Origin of the sequence: Enterococcus sp. AZ167, assembly GCF_051714025.1 — a bacterium.
GTDB lineage: Bacteria > Bacillota > Bacilli > Lactobacillales > Enterococcaceae > Enterococcus_D > Enterococcus_D casseliflavus.
Map to the genome: position 1 here is coordinate 1,149,356 of NZ_JBIORB010000001.1, position 22,366 is coordinate 1,171,721.

General features: G+C 35.2%; 20 protein-coding genes. 3 read left to right on the forward strand and 17 right to left on the reverse strand.

The features are described from left to right. Nucleotides 1-71 precede the first annotated feature (71 nt). The 14 genes from IGJ05_RS05385 to IGJ05_RS05450 all read right to left on the reverse strand — a co-directional run bounded on the left by IGJ05_RS05385 (nucleotide 72) and on the right by IGJ05_RS05450 (nucleotide 14,346). A complete protein-coding gene (locus IGJ05_RS05385) occupies nucleotides 72-1,280 on the reverse strand; it encodes an O-antigen ligase family protein (RefSeq protein ID WP_231473401.1) in 1,209 nt (402 codons plus the stop codon). A 68-nt stretch (nucleotides 1,281-1,348) separates the two neighbouring features. Further along, nucleotides 1,349-2,404, reverse strand: coding sequence for a glycosyltransferase (locus IGJ05_RS05390; RefSeq protein WP_231473400.1), 1,056 nt, complete (start codon nucleotides 2,402-2,404; stop codon nucleotides 1,349-1,351). Further along, on the reverse strand, nucleotides 2,401-3,525 hold the full coding sequence (gene wecB / locus IGJ05_RS05395) for a non-hydrolyzing UDP-N-acetylglucosamine 2-epimerase (protein ID WP_231473399.1): 1,125 nt from the start codon (nucleotides 3,523-3,525) through the stop codon (nucleotides 2,401-2,403). Before wecB ends, IGJ05_RS05390 begins: the two co-directional genes overlap by 4 nt. A 2-nt stretch (nucleotides 3,526-3,527) precedes the next feature. Next, entirely contained in the window at nucleotides 3,528-4,637 is a 1,110-nt protein-coding gene (locus IGJ05_RS05400; protein WP_231473398.1) for a capsular polysaccharide biosynthesis protein CapF, read from the reverse strand. Further along, nucleotides 4,634-5,656, reverse strand: a complete 1,023-nt coding sequence (locus tag IGJ05_RS05405) for a polysaccharide biosynthesis protein (protein ID WP_262119177.1) — start codon at nucleotides 5,654-5,656, stop codon at nucleotides 4,634-4,636. The genes IGJ05_RS05400 and IGJ05_RS05405 overlap by 4 nt, the downstream gene beginning before the upstream one ends. A gap of 2 nt (nucleotides 5,657-5,658) precedes the next feature. Next, the gene (locus tag IGJ05_RS05410) at nucleotides 5,659-6,882 is read right to left on the reverse strand and encodes a glycosyltransferase family 4 protein (protein ID WP_231473396.1); all 1,224 of its coding nucleotides are present in this window, start codon (nucleotides 6,880-6,882) and stop codon (nucleotides 5,659-5,661) included. Continuing rightward, a complete protein-coding gene (locus IGJ05_RS05415; RefSeq protein WP_231473395.1) occupies nucleotides 6,879-7,745 on the reverse strand; it encodes an NAD-dependent epimerase/dehydratase family protein in 867 nt (288 codons plus the stop codon). Before IGJ05_RS05415 ends, IGJ05_RS05410 begins: the two co-directional genes overlap by 4 nt. Beyond that, nucleotides 7,742-8,356, reverse strand: coding sequence for a sugar transferase (locus IGJ05_RS05420; protein WP_284591166.1), 615 nt, complete (start codon nucleotides 8,354-8,356; stop codon nucleotides 7,742-7,744). The genes IGJ05_RS05415 and IGJ05_RS05420 overlap by 4 nt, the downstream gene beginning before the upstream one ends. A 12-nt stretch (nucleotides 8,357-8,368) precedes the next feature. After that, nucleotides 8,369-10,186 (reverse strand): polysaccharide biosynthesis protein, encoded by a 1,818-nt coding sequence (locus tag IGJ05_RS05425; protein ID WP_231473394.1) that lies wholly within the window; start codon nucleotides 10,184-10,186, stop codon nucleotides 8,369-8,371. Between the two features lie 12 nt (nucleotides 10,187-10,198). After that, a complete protein-coding gene (locus tag IGJ05_RS05430) occupies nucleotides 10,199-10,963 on the reverse strand; it encodes a tyrosine-protein phosphatase (protein ID WP_438725068.1) in 765 nt (254 codons plus the stop codon). Nucleotides 10,964-10,986: 23 nt separating this feature from the next. Further along, nucleotides 10,987-11,691: a CpsD/CapB family tyrosine-protein kinase gene (locus tag IGJ05_RS05435; RefSeq protein ID WP_438725069.1), complete on the reverse strand. Its 705-nt coding sequence runs from the start codon at nucleotides 11,689-11,691 to the stop codon at nucleotides 10,987-10,989. 12 nt (nucleotides 11,692-11,703) lie between these two features. Continuing rightward, entirely contained in the window at nucleotides 11,704-12,483 is a 780-nt protein-coding gene (locus IGJ05_RS05440; RefSeq protein ID WP_438725071.1) for a YveK family protein, read from the reverse strand. 15 nt (nucleotides 12,484-12,498) lie between these two features. Next, nucleotides 12,499-13,431, reverse strand: a complete 933-nt coding sequence (locus tag IGJ05_RS05445; RefSeq protein WP_118214864.1) for an LCP family glycopolymer transferase — start codon at nucleotides 13,429-13,431, stop codon at nucleotides 12,499-12,501. Between the two features lie 45 nt (nucleotides 13,432-13,476). After that, nucleotides 13,477-14,346 carry a hypothetical protein gene (locus IGJ05_RS05450; protein ID WP_438725072.1) on the reverse strand — a complete coding sequence of 290 codons (870 nt, stop codon included), beginning with the start codon at nucleotides 14,344-14,346 and terminating at the stop codon, nucleotides 13,477-13,479. 867 nt (nucleotides 14,347-15,213) lie between these two features. Here IGJ05_RS05450 and IGJ05_RS05455 point away from each other — a divergent pair. After that, entirely contained in the window at nucleotides 15,214-16,527 is a 1,314-nt protein-coding gene (locus IGJ05_RS05455; protein ID WP_438725074.1) for a helix-turn-helix domain-containing protein, read from the forward strand. Between the two features lie 413 nt (nucleotides 16,528-16,940). Here IGJ05_RS05455 and IGJ05_RS05460 read toward each other — a convergent pair whose 3' ends face one another. The 3 genes from IGJ05_RS05460 to IGJ05_RS05470 all read right to left on the reverse strand — a co-directional run bounded on the left by IGJ05_RS05460 (nucleotide 16,941) and on the right by IGJ05_RS05470 (nucleotide 19,620). Further along, nucleotides 16,941-18,143 carry a 3D domain-containing protein gene (locus IGJ05_RS05460; protein ID WP_438725075.1) on the reverse strand — a complete coding sequence of 401 codons (1,203 nt, stop codon included), beginning with the start codon at nucleotides 18,141-18,143 and terminating at the stop codon, nucleotides 16,941-16,943. Between the two features lie 205 nt (nucleotides 18,144-18,348). Continuing rightward, complete coding sequence (locus IGJ05_RS05465) at nucleotides 18,349-19,116, reverse strand: putative ABC transporter permease (RefSeq protein WP_118214860.1); 768 nt, start codon at nucleotides 19,114-19,116, stop codon at nucleotides 18,349-18,351. 141 nt (nucleotides 19,117-19,257) lie between these two features. Continuing rightward, a complete protein-coding gene (locus IGJ05_RS05470; RefSeq protein ID WP_438725076.1) occupies nucleotides 19,258-19,620 on the reverse strand; it encodes a DUF7006 family protein in 363 nt (120 codons plus the stop codon). Nucleotides 19,621-20,164: 544 nt separating this feature from the next. On the opposite strand from IGJ05_RS05470, the gene IGJ05_RS05475 reads away from it, so the two are divergent. Further along, nucleotides 20,165-21,352, forward strand: coding sequence for an IS110 family transposase (locus tag IGJ05_RS05475; RefSeq protein ID WP_010748508.1), 1,188 nt, complete (start codon nucleotides 20,165-20,167; stop codon nucleotides 21,350-21,352). Between the two features lie 383 nt (nucleotides 21,353-21,735). Next, entirely contained in the window at nucleotides 21,736-22,359 is a 624-nt protein-coding gene (locus IGJ05_RS05480) for a hypothetical protein (RefSeq protein ID WP_077454610.1), read from the forward strand. Nucleotides 22,360-22,366 lie beyond the last annotated feature (7 nt).

Here is a 22,366-nt window from a genome sequence, read left to right on the forward strand (position 1 = left end):
ATTAGTATTTTCCTGATCGTATTAAGTATAATAGAAACAATTTAATATGGATACGAAGAATGTTTCAGCAATTAATTGTAATAGCGCTTTTCACGATAAATATCTTGTCCTAGTAAAAACCAAAGCATGAACTGGGAAGTACCAGGACCAAATGGATATGTATATTCAAAGAGGCTCACAATTAAACTGAACAATAATAACATACCTGAAATAGTTGTTTCCTGTTTAAAAACAAATTTTTTTGCAGTATAAAAAACAAGTGATCCATAAAATAATATGAAAGGCATTCCTCCAAAAAAACCATATAAAACAAGTTTGTTTAAAACATAATTGTGTGGAAAACCATACAAACTAGTAAAAGCATTACTACTAATTAATTCTCCAAATAGAAAATTTTCTTTAATATAGTTAAATGCATATAAATAAACATCCGTTCTATTTGCTGATAAAGAATTTAAATCATTTACATTATAATTTAAAAAAAGCGAATCACTAATCATCTTCAATATCATATAGAAAAATTCAGTCTTTATAAAAAGTAACAGAATAAAGGAAGATAAAATAAGAGTTAATAGTTTTTTTAGTGTAATTTTTTGTGTAATTTTTTTTAATATTAAAATAATCCCTACTATAAATATAGCAATGAGACTTGACCTATTTCTCATCATTATCAATGTGAAAAATGAAACCATTGTCAAAAAAAATAACAATACTTTTAAAGACATGTTTTTTTTTGTATATAAGATAATATATAGACTTATCAATAACCCATAGGAAAGTAATGGGCCAATCTGGTTTTTACCAACTACTAAATATTGTTCACTAATTTGAAAAGATAAATTGTAAGTAAATATTAGGATTATGCTCAGTAAGGATGATAAAAAAATATATATCAATACTAACCTAGATAAATTTCTTTCCGATACATGAGTACTAGCAGAACAATATAGCACTCCTAATGCAGCCCCCAATTCCATAACTGTTGAAAATTCTGGGTTTCCACTTACAATTGATATAACCGAGAGTAAGACTGAAAAAAATAATAGTAATATTCCATAAAACAAAATATTATTTTTAATTCTTTTTTTCGATTTAAAGAAAGAAGTTAAAATCAATGAGATCATCAATAGATATATCAACAACCTGATTTGACTATATAAATTCCCCTGAAAAATAGGAAGCTGTTGAATAAATATTAACAGCGTCATAATAACATATATTATAAAAGAACTCGAATTTTTTTCTTCTGCGATATTTGATGTAACATTAGAATTTTGCATTTATTGTCCTCCTGAAGTTTATGCATGATGAGAACTTATTTTTGGGAGTAAAAAGTATCCTTAATAACTTAACTTTTCCTATACTTCGTGAGATAATTGAATAAAGTTAGTTTCTCTTTTGTATAATTTATACTGCTCTTTTTATTTGTCTTTCCTTCACTTTGAATTAAACTAATCATTATACTACATAATTGTTCGTCATCGTATTTATCAAAAAAATATTTTTCATCATAATCTTTTAACACTTCCCTAGCAAAATCTGTATTCGATGCAATTATTGGGGTGTTCGATAATTGTGCTTCTTTCAAAGGCAAGCCATACGTTTCAATAAAAGATGGAAAAAGAAGGACACTCTTTGTGTACCATTCAAATACATCTTCGCGAGAAATTGTCCCTAGAAAAGTATACATGTCTTTATTATTTACTTCTTGAATAGGGATTGTTAAAACTATCCTAAAATTTTTATATCCTTGATTTACTACTTTATCTACCGCCTTAAAAATAACTTCATGATTTTTATAGATTTCTTTTGCAGCAGGGTAAAAAAATGTTATCTCCCCATTTGAATTTATTGCAGATTTATAACTACTACTCACGAAATTTACTTTAGGAGGTACAATTACAACATCGTTGCTTATTTTTCTTTTTACAGCATTCTTAAACCATTTTGTTTGTACAATGATAGTAGATTTTGAAACGCAAAACAAAAAATTATATATTCTGCCTATGATTTTCTGATATATAGCATATTTTCTTTCTTGTTTCTTGAAAATAGAAAAAGTATGCTCAGTTTGATAAGGTAATGACTGGTGTAAATAAACATATTGTTTTGCCTTTACACCAATAGTTGCTGTATTCTGCAAAGAAATATAAATATCAGGTTTAATCTTATTTATAATTATTCTGCCATAAAAAAGATCAAAGAGTAACCTTCTAGTCCAGCTTTTTTTTATTTTAGGAAACGTTTTTACCTTTATATTATTGGTTTCCAGAATATAATCTTTTCCAAGAAAAAAAAACCACTCATTATTGTCTTCTGAAGCTAAAATTTCTGCATAGAATTCATTTAAAACAGATAATGCACCTCCTTCTGAGGCAGCAATATCATTAACTACAATTTTCACTTTTGCCACACCACACGATTCACATAATCTGTATAAGAAACAATAATCCTTAACACCTTCTCAGACACATTCGGCATTGTATAATCTATTACTTGTCGGAGAGTATCATTTTCTTGTGTTTCTAAAACTTCTAATCCTTCAATTATTCTGTTTTTCTCCAAACCAACCATCATCACACTAGCTTCTTCCATAGCTTCTGGTCTTTCATGTGCCTGACGGATATTTAGAGCTTTGAATCCAAGAATCGATGCTTCTTCACTAATCGTACCACTATCACTTAAAACAGCTTTAGCATTCATTTGAAGCTTATTGTAATCATTAAATCCCATAGGTTTCATGGTTTGAATCAATTCGTGGAATTGAATACTTTCTAATTCTATCATTTTCATTGTTCGAGGATGAGTACTGATAATAATTGGATATTGATATGCTTCGGCAATCGAGTTTAGCGAATCCACTAGATCATGAAAATTTTCTTTTGAACTAATATTTTCTTCCCTATGCGCTGAGACTAAAAAGTACTCATTTTGCTTAAGATTTAGTTTTTTCAAAATAGATGAATTCTCAATATCTTCTTTTCTAGAATTTAGTACTTCAAACATCGGACTACCTGTCTTAATTATTCGATCAGCTGGCAATCCTTCTCTTAATAAGTATTCTCTGGCGATATCACTATACGTCAAATTAATGTCCGCAGTATGATCTACAATTTTACGATTTGTTTCTTCTGGTACTCTTTGATCAAAACAGCGATTTCCAGCTTCCATATGAAAAATTGGAATATGTCTCCTCTTCGCTGCAATTGCACATAAACAACTATTAGTATCTCCCAAGACTAAAAATGCGTCTGGTTTTACTTCATCAAGAATCGGATCAATTTTGATCAATATATTCCCAACGGTTTCAATGGCTGTACCTGTTGCTGCATTCAAAAAATAATCTGGCTTCTTTAATTTAAAGTCTTCAAAGAAAACTTCATTTAGTTCATAATCATAGTTTTGACCAGTATGTACAAGTACATGGTCAATCGCTTTAGAACTCTCTAAACGATTAATAACTGCAGATAAGCGAATGATTTCAGGACGAGTCCCGACGACTGTCATAACTTTTAATTTTTTCAATGCTAGACCTCCACGTAATAAGTATCAGGATTTTCAGGGTCAAACGTTTCGTTTACCCACATAACAGTGACCATGTCAGTATCCCCTAAATTTTCAATATTATGGGTATAGCCAACAGGTATATCGACTACTTCTAAATTCTCACCAGAAACGAAATACTCAATGATTTCTTTAGAATCAATCTTTCTAAAGCGGATGACGCCTTTTCCACTTACTACCAAAAATTTCTCGTTTTTGGTATGATGCCAGTGATTTCCTTTAACAATCCCCGGCTTTGAAATATTAATTGAGACTTGTCCGCGATCTTCAGTCCTCAAAAATTCGGTGAATGATCCGCGATCATCGATATTCATCTTTAAAGGATATGAAAACTCATCCTCTGGTAAAAAGCTAAGAAATGTACTATACAGATTTTTTTCTATTCTACGATTCAATTGAGGTACAGATAGATTTATTCTACTTTCTTTAAAAGAAAGAATTATATCTCTCAAAGTGCCCACAGTTACTGTATCCGTTTCTCTTACTGAACAAAAGTCGTCGACAATAAATGGTTTTGCTTGAAGGCAATGCAGCAATTCCTTAACAACATCATCAATATAGCAAAGTTCAATTTCCGCATTTTTATCATTAACGGTTATTTCTTCACCTCGAGCCACTTTATAACAAAAAGTCGCTACTACCGTATTATAATTTGGTTTCGACCATTTTCCATACAAATTAGAGAATCGGTAAATGTAGACTTTCGCTCCAGTTTCACTTTGATATTTTCGTAAAAGATCTTCTCCAGCTTTCTTACTACGACCATAAGCATTGTTAAAAGCAGCTTGAATAGATGATGATATCATTACTGGACAGGTATTGTTGTATTCCTTTAGTTTATCTAAAAGAACTGAGGTGAAACCGAAATTTCCTTCCATAAACTCTTCTTCTTCCTTAGGACGATTCACGCCCGCTAAATGGAAAACAAAATCTGCTTTTAAGCAATATTCACCTAATAAATGTGGAGGAGTATCTATATCATATTCAAAAATATTTCCATAACCTTCGTTTCGAAGCTCTGCAATTAAATTTTTACCTACAAATCCATTGGCTCCCGTAACTAAAATATTCATCGACTTTTCCACTCTTTCAACTCTTCTTGAACATAATCTAATGCTAATAATTTTTCCTTGATTTGTTCTACAGATAGTCGTTCTGTGTTATCAGAATTGTATTCACCTTCGTGTGTCAACTCAGTACTGCCTTCACTAAAATATTTCTCGTAGTTAAGATCTCTAGTATCAGCTGGAACACGATAGAAGCCGCCCATATCTTTCGCAACGAGATATTCTTCTTTTGTAAGAAGCGTTTCATATCTTTTCTCACCATGACGTGTACCTATAATTTGAATCTCATTTTCGACTTTAAAAAGTTCTTTCACTGCTTGTGCTAGATCACCAACCGTTGACGCAGGCGATTTTTGAACCATGATGTCTCCTGCTTTTGCATTTTGAAATGCAAAAACAACTAATTCAACTGCTTCTTCTAAACTCATCAAGAATCTAGTCATGCCCGGGTCCGTTACAGTTAACGGTTTTCCTGCTTTTATTTGCTCAATAAATAATGGAATCACAGAACCTCTGGATGCCATGACATTACCATACCGCGTTCCGCAAATCATTGTATTTTCATCTGCCACAGTTTTCGCTTTTGCTACAAAAACCTTCTCCATCATTGCCTTTGAAATTCCCATTGCGTTGATTGGATAAGCTGCTTTATCTGTTGAAAGACAAATAACTTTTTTTACCCCCATCTCAACAGCAGCTGTCACAACATTATCCGTACCTATGACATTTGTTTTAACAGCTTCCATCGGAAAGAATTCGCAAGAAGGAACTTGTTTTAAAGCAGCCGCATGAAATATGTAATCTACTCCGTACATTGCATTTTTAACACTATTTATATCGCGTACATCCCCAATATAAAATTTCAATTTGTCATTGTTGTACTTCTTTCTCATGTCATCTTGTTTCTTTTCATCTCGAGAGAAGATACGGATTTCTTTTATATCGGAGTCTAAAAATCTTTTCATTACTGCATTACCAAATGAACCTGTACCACCTGTTATTAATAACACTTTATTATTAAACACTTTTATTCCTCCAATATTCTTTTGAATAATTTAATGTATTTTTGAATTTGAATATTTCTACAATAGTTTTTGGAAACTTTGTTTGACATATTCTTACTCATAGAGCGAAGTGTTGTTTTATCATTATTTAAAGTCAACAAACTACTTATTAATTCTTCCGAGTCTCCATTATGCACTGCGATCCCTGCATTATTTAATAATAATTCACGAGCAATGTCAGTGTTCGTATCCATGATCGCAATTACTGGTTTTTCGGCTTGATAATAACTGTATGTTTTACTAGGAACTGCTAATCCAGAGAGACCCTCTTCAAGTGAAACAATAAATATAGAAGTGATGCTTAGAGCATCATTAAATTCATTCCCACTTAAATAATCAAACATAAAGCAATTCTCTAGACTTTTTTCTGTGATGACTTCTGATATTTCTTTTTTCTTATTGCCGTGACCAGCAAATAAAAAGGCGATTTTTTCTTTAGCAATACGTTCATCAGAAATTGTCTTCAAAATGGTATCCATATCCTGTGCCGTTCCCATATTACCAAAATAAGAAACTATGAGTGGATACTTATTACTTATTTCTATAAACTCCTGTGTCACAAGTTTATTCAATGATTTTTCTTCCGTTGCCCAATTTGGTATTACTATTATTCTTTCTGGATCAATGTTCCTATTTTTTCTAATATACGATTTCATGTCATTTGACAAAGCCACAATAATTGATGCTTCCGGATATAATCGTTCATTTATTTTTCGCATAAATCTAGAAATAAAACTATTTTTCCTAATCGTACCTGTTCTTTCAGCAATTTCAGGATAAAGATCATAAGCAACAAAAACAATTTTACAACCATATAGTCTTTTTGCAATAATGGATATTAAAGGCAAAATAGGTGGGTTTGAATAGACAATGATTGTTTTGTAATTTCTACACATTCGTACATTCAATAGTATTGTGAATGTAAATGAAAAGTAATTTATTAGTCTACTTAAAAAATTCTTTCTGCCAAGTTGGATATATTTTTTTCGATAAACCGTCATATCATCGATTTTTTCGTTAACTGGTATTTTTTCATTTTTTTGTGTATATTCTCGAGGATAACCACATAGGACATCGACTGTTAGACCTGCGTTACTTAATCCTTGAGCAGTCTGATAAGGTAAGAGTGCCGAAGAAACATACTCTGGATAAAAGAATTGGCACATAAATAGTATATCTCTTTTCACTTTTCACTCTCCTCAATACTAGTCTTAAAATCTCTGATTTGATAATCAAATTTCACATTATTAAAAATCGATTCTGGATAACCCTCCAGCGTTGAATCATAGAAGAGCGTGCCAAAAACTTTTTGAAGCAAATTGTTATGCTTCGAAATCTTAGAGATGAGAGTATCAAGCCCTCTTATTAAATATATTTTTCTTCTATGAATTTTTGCGATTTCATTAACTAATAAAGACGTGTTGACGAGTACTTTATTCTGTGGATGGAACGTTCCACTTAAGTGATTATCTATTATTACTTTAACAAAGCAATGCAGATTATCAATATAAAGCATGCTCCTCTTATTGTTTACTTTAGGAAATACATTAATTTTTTTTGCCACATTTGATAATCTTTGGTAATTTCCAACACATTGCGGACCGTAAATCATAGGAGGTCTGATTATCGCTACTTTGAAAGAATCAGTTGCTAATTTTTCAATCTGTATTTCAGCTTCTCTCTTAGATTTACCATATGGTGTTTTAGGATTTGTTTTAGTCTTTGCAGAAATAGCTCCGCTCTCTACTCCAAAAACAGACATCGTACTAAAAAAAATAAAATGCTGTACATGTTCTTTCTTTGCTTTTTCTGCTAATTTAATAGCTAAATCACGATTTACTTTGTAATACAATTCTTCATTTGTTTCTTTGACGTGAACAATAGCTGCAAGATGAATCAAAACATCATATACAGAAAAATCAACATCTTTCCAAGTACTCTCCCTAACACTAATCGTTTCAATTTGATAATATTCTTTATATTGCTCTATCCATGTTTTAAATGACGTACCAATATAGCTATTTTCTCCTGTGATGAGGATACGCTTCATTGCCCATCCTCCTTATTAATACTACTTGTTCCGCCTTCTATAACACCCTCACTTTTAAAAACAGAAACAATCGTTCCAAGAAAACATTTCAGATCCATAGAGGGTGAAATACTTTCAGTATAATTCCCATCTAAAAGAGCTTTTTGTTTAACTTCCAACTCATCTCTACCACTAATTTGAGCCAACCCAGTCAATCCTGGACGAATATCATTTGCTCCATACTTATCACGCTCTTCAATCAAATCATATTGATTCCATAGCGCTGGACGAGGCCCAATGACAGCCATATCGCCTTTGATAATATTGAATAATTGAGGCAGCTCATCCAAACTGGTTTTTCTTAAAAATTTCCCGACCTTGGTGATATAAAAATCAGGGTCTTCCAAAAGATGTGTTGGCATTTCTTTTGGTGTATCAATCTTCATTGTTCTGAATTTATAAATATTAAAATAGGTTTTATTCTTTCCAACCCGTTTTTGTTTAAATATAATTGGACCCTTTGAATCGATTTTTATCACTAGACATAATAACAATAGTACTGGTGATAAAACAATTATCCCTATTAGCGATAATAGAAAATCAATAATTCTTTTCATTCCATCCTTATACAACAAAACCCACTCCTATTTGTTTGAAGCATTTGCAAATTTCACAATTTCATTAGCCAAAGTAGCACTTTCTTTAGGAAGTGCTTCTACAAAATAAAGTACCTCTTCCAAGGAATAACCTTTGATATTGCCAACAAAGATTTTCTCGAAGACTGCTTCATCATTCCGTTCTTTATCCAATAATAGTTCTTCGTATAATTTTTCACCAGGTCGAATCCCAGTCTCAATAATCTCAATCTCTTCTTCGCTATAACCACTTAGACGAATCATATTCTTCGCAAGATCAACGATTTTCACCGGTTCGCCCATATCTAAAATAAAGATTTCGCCACCTTTAGCAAGCGCTCCTGACTGAATAACTAAGCGGCTAGCTTCTGGAATCGTCATGAAATAACGGGTCATGCGAAAATCAGTCACCGTAATTGGTCCGCCTTTTGCTATTTGCTCACGGAACACTGGAATCACACTGCCTCTTGAACCTAAGACATTACCAAAACGTACAGCAGAAAATTTCGTGCAACCTTTTTCATTTAAGCCAGTAACAATCATCTCAGAGATGCGCTTTGTTGCCCCCATGACGTTTGGCGGATTATTGGCCTTATCCGTAGAGACCATTACAAAGTTTTTCACCTTCGCAGCTTTAGCAGCTTCAGCAGTATTTTTAGTTCCGTAAATATTGTTTTTGACTGCCTCTCTAGGATTGTATTCCATCAACGGCACGTGTTTATGGGCTGCCGCATGATAGACGATATCCGGTTTGATTTCGTTCATGATTTCAAACATCTTTTCACGATCTTGTATATCGGCTATAACGGGAACGATTTTGGTAATATTGTCTTTAAAATTGATGTTCAACTCGCGGTCAATTAAGTAAATCGAGTTTTCTCCGTGTCCTAACAAAACTAGTTTTTTAGGATTGAATTGAATCACTTGGCGACAGATTTCGGAACCAATCGATCCACCAGCACCAGTCACTAATATCGTCTTTCCAGTAATTTGATCTTTGATGGAGTCGATATCCAATTTGACTTCATCTCTGCCTAGCAAATCAACGACATCGATTTTCTTCAAACGTGAGGTACTGATTTTCCCAGAGGCGATTTCTTCCATTGAGGGCATCGTATTGACTTTGACATGCAGAGGTTCAATTAAGCTAAAAATACTTCGCAGTTTTTTCCGTGACAAGGATGGAATGGCGATCGTGACCATATTGATTTCATATTTTCGAATCAAATCAGGTAAATCACTAATACAACCCAACACTTTTTTCCCAGAAAGATAAGTGTTTCGTTTATTCGGATCATCATCGACAAAACCGATGATATGAATGTCACTTGCCGTTTTTGAACCTACAAAGCTATTGTAAAGAATTCGGCCACCTTCTCCCGCGCCAACGATCAGGGTATTCTTGACAACCTCATTGGACGTCCCTCTCATGTTTTTTCTTTCAATATAGATCCGCCAAATCAATCGACTAGCTATAATTAGAAAGAGCGAAAGAAAGTACGTAAAGATCACTAAGCGCACGCTGTAGGTTTCATCGCCGAAAAATAAGATCACATTGCAAGTAAAAGCGCTCCATGACACCGCTAAGAAGATAGCGATCATTTCTTTCAAGTTCGTGTAACGATTGATTCGAGAAAAAACACGGAACACGGAACCATAAAAAAGGTAGAAACCGACAGATAGGCTCACCGACATCAATGTAAATTCTTTTGGAATCGCCACAAAGGGTTTCATAAAATAAACTGCTGCTATATTTGCTGCTATAATCAATAAACTATCTACAACTATCAAAGTTACAATTTTTCTTTTTCTCGTTAACTCAAACAACCCAGTTGCCCCCTAAAATAACCCGAATTTCTTTTTTTTCACTTCTATAAAAGCTGGAAAATTGATTTGATCCCCGTTTATCAAATCTTTTGCTACTTGTTTCATCAATGTTACTTTGAGCATGCCAAAATCTTGCTCAATTTCCTCATAAGCTTCTTTTAAATTAAAGGTGCGTTTTGTAACGCCATGGGCATCTGAAGCGACCATTTGAACAAGATTATGTTCAACCATTGTTTTTGCTGTTTTTTGGATTTCTTTTCCAAATACGCCGACATAACTTGGCGCAGTTAACTGTGCCAAACAGCCCATATCCAAAAAAGGGATGAGATTGTTAGGGTCTTTTCTAAAATGAGCATTCCGCTCGGGGTGGACAATTACTGGAATCTTTCCCAGCTGTAGTAAATCGAAGAATATTTGTTCTGTATACGTAGGCACTTCAATCGTAGGAAATTCTACCAAGATATACGTATCATCAAGATCTGTAAAAAGGATGTCATTTTTCTGTATATCCTCAATTAAATCTCCTGTTATCCTCACCTCTTGCCCCTCAAGAACTGTCAAGGGCAGGTTCCGTGCGTCTAATTCTTCTTGTAAAGAAGTAACGAGAGAAATGACCTCTGACTTCGGATTGCGGTATTTTCCATTGTTATGATGTGGGGTACAAAGGATATGCGTAATTCCTTGGCTAATCGCTTTTTCAGCCATAGCAATGCTCGCATTGATGTCTTCTGCACCATCATCAATTCCTGGTAAAATGTGGCAATGTAAATCAATCATTTCTCTCGTCTCCTTCAAATTAATTAATTTCCATAATAATAGTAGTAACCTGAATCTTTCGAGTGTTCGGCACCGTTATAGACCACACCAATGATTCTTGCTTGAACCATATTCAAAAGATCCCTCGCTTTTGTTAAAGATTCTTTCCGAGCAACGTTTTCTCGAACTACTAAAATCGTTCCGTCTGCTTTAGATGCCATGATCTGCGCATCGGTCACTGCTACAACTGGTGGCATATCAAAGATCACCACATCATAAAGTTTTTTCGCTTCTTCTATCACTTGATTCATTCGTGCCGATCCAAGTAACTCGGATGGATTCGGTGGTTTAGGTCCGCTTGTCAAAACAGATAAATTATCGATCACTGTTTTTTGTGCCACTTCAAGGACGCTCGTAGAAGTACTTAATACGGTACTCAATCCACTCGCATTGTTTAAATTAAATGTCTTATAAACAGTCGGCTTTCGCATATCGGCATCCACTAGTAATACTCTTTGTCCCGATTTTGCAAAAACAACTGCTAAGTTTACTGAAGTAGTTGTTTTTCCTTCAGCTGGTCCAGAAGATGTAACGACAAGGGTCTTAATTTGTTTATCTGCTGAAGATGCAAATTGAATGTTTGTACGGATCGTACGATATTGCTCTGAGATTGGTGAAGAAGGATCAATTAGCGTGATCAAACTTACTGCATGTGTTTGTGTCCCAGTACGTTCTTGTTTTTTTGCCATAGTTATTTCCTCCTAGACTCGACTTCGACTGCGACAAGACTCTGTTGATTTATCGCCATTTGGTTTCTTCAATAATGAAGCGCTCGGCTTTTTCTGAATCGTCGCAGCCAGTTCTTTTGATGACATTTGCGGAACAGTACCTAATACCGTAAAACCTAATGTTTCGGTCACAAATTTATCGTCTTTGACAGTTCGATCTAGTAGTTCCAATAAGAAGGCTAAACCAACACCGACCATGATTCCTAATACTAAGCCAATGGCTAAGTTCAGTTTATTGTTTGGTGAAACAGGTGAGGTACTAGCTACTGCACTTGAAATGATTGAGATTTTATCAACATTCATAACATCTTGGGCATTTTCTTGAAAGACTAATGCTGTCGTATTGGCAATATTTTGCGCTGACACTGCATTTGTACTAGTTGCCTGAATAGAAAACATTTGTGAGTTCTGGGACTGGTTGATTGAAATGGATTCTTTCAATTCTCCGACAGTCATCTCCAAATTGTTTTCGGATTCCAAACGATCCTTTACTTGATTCATAACTAAATCACTGACGATCATATCCTTATACGTATTGATCATTTGCAAGTTTGTATTTACATCGTTCACATTTGCTGTTTCTGATTGAGGCAATGTCACAATCAACTGAGCTTGTGAACTATATTTTGGTGTAATGACAAAGAAGGTGAATATCCCTGCTAAAGCTAAACCAGCAAACATTGAAATAAAAATAGCAGCTAAGTGTTTCCGTAGAATTGCGAATATTTCTTTTAAGCTAATTGTTTCTTCCATCTTTTCTCCACTTTCCTATTCATTCTCTAGATTTAGTTGAGCTTTCAACTCTTTTTGAACTCTTGCTAGTTCTTCGTCACTCACTCGCTGATATGAGATGCCGTCTTGCATGAATCCTTCCCCTTGCAACTGATCTTGTTTGATTGTTTGAAAGGCACTGCGATAATTAAATGCTAAAGTTCGCATGTCATCGAAACTCATATCTGTTTTCATGTTTTGCTCAACAGCATTTAAGATCGTTTGATATTGGGTGATGCCATCAAGACTCAAGACTTTCTTAACGATCCCTTCAACGATTTTACGTTGACGTTCTTGACGTCCATAATCGCCGTTTGGATCTTCATAACGCATTCTTGAATAGGCAAGGGCTTGTTCGCCATTTAGTGACGTACGTCCGATAGCAAAATCAAAGCCATCTTGCGAAAAGGTGATTTCATTGTCAACTTCAATGCCGCCGACTGCATCGACTAATTCTTTTAAACCAGCCATATTGATTGATACATAATGATCGATCGGAATATCCAAGAATTTTTCTACGGTATTCATTGCCATCGCTGGTCCACCAAAAGCATAGGCATGGTTAATTTTATCTGTCGTCCCATGTCCGACAATATCAACATAGGAATCTCGTCCAATACTCACCACCGTCGTCTGATTGTCTTGTGGGCTAATCGTTGCCACCATCATGGTATCGGAACGGCCTTGCTCCACTCTTCCTAAATCACCGGTATCGATGCCCATCAATAAAACCGAGAAGGACTCTTGTTGGGATAGATCAACATCATTTTCACGTAAGCGATCTTCGCGATCTCGCTCGACGGATTCATAGGTTTGTTGCATTGAATTTGACACATCAAAATATAGTTTGGCAGCGACACCTATCATGCCGATGACTAAAACTGCAACGATTGAAAAGATAATTAAAAAGATTTTTTTTCCTTTTGACATTTGCTTTCCTCCAGTTATCTCTATTTTCTTCGATACATCTTTAAATTAGTAAACAGTGTCTGAACTTTGATCTGTCCAGGTGCTATCACCTGCTGATGTATCCTCTGAATAACTTTCTGTTGAAGCGGGGGGTGTATACGTGCTGTATCCTGTGTACCCCATTTGAGTAGCGACTTTATCTGCTAATTCGGTGTATTTCTCTTTCAATTCTTCATTGCGAACTTTGCTGATACTGTCGACTGCACTCAGGTATTTTTCTAAGGTGACTTCACTTGTCACCTCATCCCCATCAAGCATTTCATCAAAAGTTTCTTGTAACTTTGCAATGCGGTCCAATTGGGTATCCGCATACTCTAAATAGGAAATAACTAAGTCTTTCCATTTACTATCCTCAAAAAAGCTAAGATTTTCACGGACATTCCCAACATCCGTTTCTTTTAGATCGGCTCTAATGATGACATCATTTTCAGCACTTTGCCAATTTGAAACGCCTTCAGTAAATAAGTCTTCCGTATCCGCTTGTACTTTTAATTTTGCCTCGATGTCTTTTAACTGATCATCAAGGGCGGTTTTTTCTTGTTGGATCTCGACTGACTCACTTGGTAATGCATCATCATCGATCCCATAATCGTCTGCAGATACTTTAACTGCAGAAAGTTTTGCGACTGTTTTAAGAACGTCTTCTTCTTTAAGATCTTTTCTCAAAAACGTTTGATCTTCGTTGCTGTAAAATTCAGCAATTTCATTTGACAACTCATTGATGCGATCTTTTTCGCTGGCAATCGCTGTCTGTGCATATTCGACTCGCTGCTGATATTGCCTTTGGTTATTTTGTCGGTAACCAATAAAACAAATCGCAACTGCGCCAATACCAACGGCTAAAACAGTCAAAGTCTTTATTAACGGCTTTCCCATGAACACACTCCCTACTTCAATTGTGCTTGTTTAAGCATTCTGCCTTCCTCTCGCATAATAAAGGCAATTCTAGTTTATTATAAGAGAAATGTAGCATTAAATAAAGAAAATTCCCGTTTTTTATTTATTACGGTATATTTTTCGTCAATAAAAGACTTGTATAATGCCAAACATCAGTTATTTTAAAAAATCATAAATAACGTCTACTCTACTTGACAGTTTTTTTAAACCCTCATTTTAAATAATGAATAATTCAGTTATAATCGTTGTTCTCATCACCTTTGAAGGTTGTCACATTACAGAAAAATAACCTTGAGAGATTAAATCCCTTCACTGTCTCAACATCTTTTTCATTATAAATAGAAAAGAAAAGAAATTCAGAAAGTATTTTCATACACTTTTCTTGTTATTATAAATTAACTTGTCAAAGCTGAATTCTTTTCTTGGCGCACTTAGGGTTTCCTTTGCGACTGCTCTTTATTTACGTCAATCATTCCTGTTAAAATTATAAGTTGTCTTTCGAAAAGTGACTTTTCTCTTCATTTCCGTTTTCTTTCATCTTCTATCAGTTTCCTCGAAACATAATTAATCGTTAAATTTTTATTCCTAAGCTAAAAAGTTATTACCTTGACGTCTCTTTTGCTAATTAATTTCCATTTATCTTCTTTGAGAGGCTGAAAAAAACGTGTTTCTACCTATATATATATGCTGATCGTCAGATGATTTATAGAAAACGCAAAAAATCTTACACAGGCTCAGGTATATATTTCACCAATCGATAAAATATGTGATTTGTTTTTCCATCCTAAGTTTCTTTAAGATGTATAAGAAAGAGTTTTGCTTTTTCTTCATGAAAGGAGCTGCATCTTGAGAAATTTTCAAAATAACTTCATTACTAATACGGCTACGATTCGATGGCTGAAAATTTTAATGGCATTCGAAAAAAATCACCATTGCTCAACTGTCGGCTTAGCAAAGACATCAGGAAGTACGACTCGTACGATCATGACAGATATTACGAATTTAAAAGAACACTTTGGTGACTGCCTTATGATCGACTCTTCACACAAAGGGTATTTTTTTTCTATAAAAAATTCTTCTGATTACCTTACAAAAAAACGTGCTTTGATTGCCGATGAGATTTTATTCCATATTATTGAAAGTATTTTTCATCACGATTTGCTTACTTCTTCTGAATGGGCAGAAAAATATCATATATCTGAGAGTACTGTTTTGCGGTATTTGCGAAAGGTCCAACCCATTTTTTCCTCTTATCGTTTGGAAATTCAAACCAACCCAGTCAGCTTTGTTGGGGAAGAAATCAGCATTCGCAAATTTTTTCATGATTTCTACTATGAATCCGAAATTATTGGCCATACGATTTTTCCGCCCATCGCGATTCAAAACATCACTGCCAGTGCATTTTCAAAGTGCTATCAGCTGAATCAACATACTTGCTCTTTCGGTGAGTTTAATTACTATTTGTATATCACCTTTGAACGGCATTGCATTGGTCAGCCTATCTCCTTACCAAAGCCAGTCAAAGCTATATTCGAAAACTACAATGATTTCAAGTTATTTTCCGAAATCAACGAGGCCATTGAGGAGCAATACCAAAGAGAACTTCCTTATGAGGAAATGCTCTATTTATTTTTATTAGTGAAAACACGGCGATCGATCAGCAACCTGACCATTGAACATACGTTTTGTAAAGAATACAACCATTGGCCTGAACTCAAAAAACTTGCGGCATTATTTGTAAACGACTGCTTACCCGATTCACCAGATCCTGCTCGCGATCAACTTTTGATCGAATCATTCTTTACCGTAGCAAAAATCAAACAATTATTATCACCTTTGCTAAACCACATGATTTCTGATGCCATCCAATTTGTAGAAGATAGTTACCCGGATGATTTTCAATTGTTTAAAACTTACTTGTTCACGCAACCTATAGCACTTGATACTTGGGATAGTGAGACATTGAATCACTTGAGTACAAGTTTAACCATGTACATCTCCTCCATCAGATCGTTGTATTGGCAAGAAAAAAAGAATATTGCCTTTTTATTTGAAGGTCCTTATTATCTATGCCAATTACTTAAGTGCAAGTCTGTCCGTTATTTGCGCAGTTTTCGTACCTTTTATTTCCCGGATTCCAACGAATTGTCGCAAGCATAATTAGAAAAGAATCAGATCGATTTGATCGTAACGAACTATACGGAATACATCACGGAGTACGCTCAGAACATTGATTATCTACTCCTTAAAACCTTTCCGGATGACTATGACTGGGAAGCTTTAGAGGCGAAACTAAACACGAATTTCAATAGTTAATTTTGCTAATGGTGTCTTTCTTCTTTTCTCTTTGTTATTATTTGGCAGCCTGAGGCGACTCTATAATGGTCGTTCTTGTCGGAAATGATCATCTATGGCAATTAAAGGGATTGTGATTTATTTAACATGGATATTTTGACTGACTAAAGATAATTAAACAGAGTGCTAGAAATACCCCACAAATCAGGTATTTACGGCACTCTGTTTTATTGAAAAAAAGCCAAAAAAAAGAAGCAGGCCTCTGCTTCTTTTTTTGATTAATCTAAGATTGTGACTTTTACTTGACGACGTCCCCATTGGATACATTGTGCTACATTATCAAAGTGAACATCGATAATGTGCCCTTTGATCGCGCCACCAGTATCAAGTGCTAGTGCTACGCCATAGCCTTCAACATTGACTAAAGTGCCTAGCGGAATCACGCTTGGATCAACGGCAACTGCCATTGGGTTTTTACGTAAATCTGTGCCACTTGCGGTAAAGAAGCTCGCACCAGCTTCTTTATAAGAGTAGGCAGTTGATTCCATCATTAATGTCCGACCACTACTTGTATCGCTATTGCTAGTATTGTTGTTGCTTGTATTGCTTGAGCTGCTATTCGAGCTACTATTACTGTTACTGTTACTGCTTGAAGAGCTATTCGATGATGACGTGCTGCTTTCAGTCGTGTTGCTGCTAGATGATGCAGACGATTGTGATTCAGAAGAACTTGAACGTTCAGCCGCTTGTGCTGCTTCTTTTTCCTCTTTTTCTTTCGCTGCTTGTTCTGCTGCTTCTTTGGCTGCACGTTCTTCTGCTGCTTTTTCAGCGGCTAAACGAGCAGTTTCAGCTTCTTTGCTTGAAGCGATTTGAGCCAAGGTTGATTCATTTTCTTTCAACTGCGCTTGAAGATTGGCGATTTTTGAATCTAGCGCTTTGGCTTCTGATTCTAGTGCTGTTTGATTTTCTTTCAACGATTGCTGGGTAGATTGCGCTTTTTCTTCTAATTTTTCAAGCTTTTCTTTCTCAGCCGTCAATGAATCGATCTTTTCTTTTTCCAAGTTTTGCAGCATCGTCATGGCATAGGCACGATTGATGAAATCTTGGATGTTCGATGATTCTAATAGGACGGTCCAATCTCTGGTTGCCCCACCATTGACTTGGATGTCTTTCATACGTTCCGCAACGACTGCTTCACGCTTTTCAATGGTTTCTTGTGCAGTTTTGATTTCTGCTTTGGTTGTTGCTAATGATTCTTCATTTTCAGCGATTTGAGCTTTTAACTCTTCTACTTCGCTGTATTTCGCATTCACATCAGTCAATGCAATCTGCACTTCCGTACTGATTTCCTGGCTTTGCTGCATGACGGCACTTTCTTGCTCTTGCAATGATTCAAGTGACTCAGCCTGCGCAAAGATGGGAGAAACGATTCCTGCCGCAAAGATAGCGACAACGATTGTTCGTAGTTTCTTTGCCTTCAAAAAATTCCCTCACTTCTCACTATGGTTTCCAACATATCCTATTATACAAATTCTTAAGAAGAATTTTATTGCAAGACCTTTACAATTTGTTACAAATTATCGTAAAAGTGGGAGTTTTAACAGTCTTTTCCATTGGATTTCAGACAGAAGTGGGAAGAATCAGCTTTGATAAGGGTTTATTTTCTGTAACACTATCGTAACAATGCTATTTTTTTCTACGAATAGCCTCGATGAAGCGCGACAATTCTTGGCTGCTTTTTATCTGATTGATTTCTAACTTTTGAAAGTTTTTTAAGAGTCTTCTTTGATGGAAATTTAACTTCGGTAAATTCTGTTTTAAGATGCGCCATTCTTCTGGAAATGCTGCAAATCGCCCTTGCCAATCATTTTTATATTGCTCAATGTTTTCAGCCAGCTCTTTTTTGTGTTGTTCAAAGGCTTGATTGACTTGTTGAACAGCTTTCTGAAAGGCAACCAAATTTGCCAAAGTATACCCCATATCAAATGAAAGGATCATCAACAAGAAAACTGGCAATAAAAATCCTGTATGTTCTACTAATGTTTGAACAAAAACTAGCATCTGGGGATGAATAAATCGAACGATGATCACACAGCACGCTCCCCAAAATACGGAGATTGGCAGTGCTACTCTCCCATTGATATTCAAAGGGACATTATTATAGTCCCACCATGAAGCGTGAAACAATTTTTCCAATAGAAAACTCGTGGCATACTCCAAAATAGTTACTAGGATTGCGGCTGCAAAATAAAGCAAGACAATATGTTGATGAATTGGTCGTAATAGGTAGACAACGCCTAAAATACCAAAGCCATAAATCGGTGTGATGGGACCGACCAGAAAACCTCGATAAACAAAATGACCTGCTTTTATCGAGCAATAAATCGTTTCCCACAACCAGCCAATAAATGAATAGCAAAAAAACAATAAAATAATTCGTTCAAATTCGAACATACGTATTTACTCCTTTCAAAAAATGATGACGGATTATTGCGGTACTTTTCCTATTCATCATACCACAAAGTAAGCTATCTCATTTTCAGTTCAAAGTGACGTTCTCTCAGTGAACAGCTCATTTTATTGTTTCCTATGCTTTTATTGATTCCCGAAAATAATGGATGGATGGACTTGATCCTTTAAACTATACCCACATAATTCTTTGTTGAAAGTAAAGTGATCTTGTTCTACGTTGGCAATGATTTCCTCCTCTGAAAATCCATGGAAATCGTAATCATTGATATAACTACGCAACAAGACCAATTTTGCATCAATCAAAAGTACTCTTTGGATGTCTGTCCAAAAAGTTGTTTCTCGATTCTTTAAAATTTTTTTCAGTTCTGCTTCTTGTTCTAACCAATAAGAATAAACAACTGGCATATCCTCTCGAATATCAGCTGGCGATAGACCTTCACGCATTTTTTTTAAGTATTCATTAACTGATGGATATAGCAATTTCATTCCCCCTAAGTATATTATTGAACCAAATTTCCCCAATAGAGATGACTGTCGTTCTGCGATGTTCGTTGATTTCTCGGGGTAATCTTGTTCTGTTTGCGCTTGAAATTCCCCATATAAAGTAGTTTTTAAGATAAAAACATAAAGCATATATTTTGCATCAATAAAGAAAAAGAATACGATCAATTTTTAGATGCACTCCATGCAATTTTCAACTTCACCATTTTTTTTATGCTTCCTTGTATATTAGAGTTAGGGTTTTAACCTTCCGGTTTTGATTGGATAACCCTATGAACCATCGTTATTTTAATTTGGTATTAACTCATTCATTTTGAGATAATATATTTATTGGATTGAGAGGCTATGCCGTTGCCTCCTTGAGTTTTGAAGCTCGTAATCGAAAGACTGGCACCTCTCTCTGATAAGTGGATTACGTATGAGTTAGATGTTGAAAGTTTTTGCTTTACTCCGTATCTCGTACAAGGTAGTGACGCTTTTCAGTTGAGCGGGTTTCAATCCAAAATATTTTTTTAGAAAGGTCAAATGTATGTACTTCTTAGGAATTGATATCGGCAAGCGAACTCACGTGGCTTCTTTAATGAGTGAAGAAGGTAAAGTGATCCTAAAAGGTTTTTCTTTCCCTAACACTACTGAAGGAGCTGATTCCCTGATTGAGCGGCTTTCAAAATATTCAGAGACTCCCGCTGACTTTATTGTCGGAATGGAAGCTACGGGTCATTATTGGCTCTCCATCTTTTCATACCTCCACGAATCAGACTTTTTGATTCACGTTGTGAATCCTCTTCAAACCGATGGCTGGCGCAAAGGAACAGAAATCAGAAAACGAAAAAATGATATTATTGATTCTGTTTTGATTGCTGACTTGATGCGTTATGGTTCCTTTGTAGAAACAGTATTGTCTGATGAAAATGTTTTTTCGTTAAAACAACTTTCACGTTACCGAACCTATTTAGTAGGTACCGCAAGCGACTTCAAACGAAAAATCATAGCTGTACTAGATCAAGTGTTTCCTGAATATGCATCAATTTTTTCTAAACAAGGTATTTTCGGAAAAGCGTCTAAAGAGTTATTGCTTGAGTTTAGTTCTCCTATAGAGCTAGAAGAAATTTCGGCAGAAACGTTGGCTCAATACTTAGCTGAGTTAAGCAGGAACCGAATAAAGCCAGAGAAAGCAGATCAATTGAAGCAAGCAGCTTCTAACTCCTTTGGAGTGAAATTTGCTCAAGAAGCTTTTACATTTCAATTACGCTCCATGATTGAACAATTGAAATTCATCGAAAGCCAAGTAAAAGAAACTGAAAAAGAAATTAAGCGCATAATGAGTAATTTAGACTCTGTTATTCTCACAATCCCTGGAATCGGCCCTATAAATGGCGCGACAATTCTTGGTGAAATTGGAGACATTCGCAAATTTTCTAATCCGAAAAAACTGGTTGCTTATGCTGGCATAGACGCGTCTGTGTCCCAATCTGGGCAATACGAAGCAACACATAATGTTATGAGCAAGCGTGGATCTCCATACTTACGAAAAGCCTTGTTTTCAGCTGCTCTAGTTGCTTCTCAATGTGATCCTGTTTTTCGCGCGTTTTATCAGAAAAAAATTTCTGAGGGAAAGCATCATCTGACGGCCTTAGGTGCTGTTTCTCGTAAGCTTTGTTATGTGATTCATGCTATTTTAACTAAAAATGAACCTTATAAGATTGTTTCCGATTAGCTATTGAACAATCAAAAAAATCTAATAGTGAAAGGTCTATTTGTTGTACTCATTTTTTGGACTTAACTGTTATAAAATATTTTTTTGATTTAGCTAATTTTCACTTGACTCTATATAGTTAGTCTTTCTTATACTAAGCATATCAAAACTACTCTCATATTTATAATCAACTTTTGCATCCATCTAGGAAAAAAGTGAAAACAAACCTTTATAATCTTTTATTTTTGACTTTATTTCATTATTTTCATCATCAAGAAAAATAAATTTCACCTTATTCATGCAATAACTGAGAATATTTTATTGCGTTATTTTCTTTCCTATTATACGATTAACTAAATAATGTTGGTTATTTGAAAGCACATACGAAGGGAAAAGTGAGAATAATGAAAAAAAGTGTTGTTTTAAGTTTGTTGGGGTTTACACTTCTTTTTGCTGGATGTACACAAAAAAAAGAAAATTCGGCGGGAGAAAGTTCGCAAAGTGCAAGCACTTCAAGTATGGCCATGACATCTTCCACAGAAATGAATCAAGAATCAACGGCCTCATCTAGCGAATCTGCTTTACCAAGTTCAGAACAAACCATCACAGGGGTCAGTGGTACAAACTACAAGATTGCGTTACCTAGCAATTGGCAAGAAGTACCAGATTTCACTTCATTGAATCCTGACAATGATTTTATGTTGTCAGATGCATTAGAAACGAAGTACTTAGCTGCTGTCGTTGAATCAAAGCAAGATTTCGCCGATTTAGAAACTTATCTCGGGTTGGTTCAAGAAAATTTGGCAACGAGCTTTGATACGACTGCCACCTTTTTACCAATTCCTGACACCAAAGCCTATTTCGTTGATTTCCCAGCAACCGTTGAAGGACTAAATATCCACTATATTTATTATGTCCTTGAAACAGAAAATAATTATGTGCAGTTATACGGTTGGACATTGGAAAGTTTGTATGACTCCTCAAAAGATGAACTGACAGCGATCATGAATAGCTTCAAAGAAGAATAATTAAAAA

Coding starts and splice junctions, on each gene's coding strand:
- IGJ05_RS05480 (WP_077454610.1), top strand. CDS start 21,736: ATGAAAAAAAGTGTTGTTTTAAGTTTGTTGGGGTTTACACTTCTTTTT.
- IGJ05_RS05440 (WP_438725071.1), bottom strand. CDS start 12,483: ATGGAAGAAACAATTAGCTTAAAAGAAATATTCGCAATTCTACGGAAA.
- IGJ05_RS05435 (WP_438725069.1), bottom strand. CDS start 11,691: ATGGCAAAAAAACAAGAACGTACTGGGACACAAACACATGCAGTAAGT.
- IGJ05_RS05450 (WP_438725072.1), bottom strand. CDS start 14,346: ATGGGAAAGCCGTTAATAAAGACTTTGACTGTTTTAGCCGTTGGTATT.
- IGJ05_RS05415 (WP_231473395.1), bottom strand. CDS start 7,745: ATGAAGCGTATCCTCATCACAGGAGAAAATAGCTATATTGGTACGTCA.
- IGJ05_RS05475 (WP_010748508.1), top strand. CDS start 20,165: ATGTACTTCTTAGGAATTGATATCGGCAAGCGAACTCACGTGGCTTCT.
- IGJ05_RS05445 (WP_118214864.1), bottom strand. CDS start 13,431: ATGTCAAAAGGAAAAAAAATCTTTTTAATTATCTTTTCAATCGTTGCA.
- IGJ05_RS05385 (WP_231473401.1), bottom strand. CDS start 1,280: ATGCAAAATTCTAATGTTACATCAAATATCGCAGAAGAAAAAAATTCG.
- IGJ05_RS05470 (WP_438725076.1), bottom strand. CDS start 19,620: ATGAAATTGCTATATCCATCAGTTAATGAATACTTAAAAAAAATGCGT.
- IGJ05_RS05465 (WP_118214860.1), bottom strand. CDS start 19,116: ATGTTCGAATTTGAACGAATTATTTTATTGTTTTTTTGCTATTCATTT.
- IGJ05_RS05400 (WP_231473398.1), bottom strand. CDS start 4,637: ATGAATATTTTAGTTACGGGAGCCAATGGATTTGTAGGTAAAAATTTA.
- IGJ05_RS05430 (WP_438725068.1), bottom strand. CDS start 10,963: ATGATTGATTTACATTGCCACATTTTACCAGGAATTGATGATGGTGCA.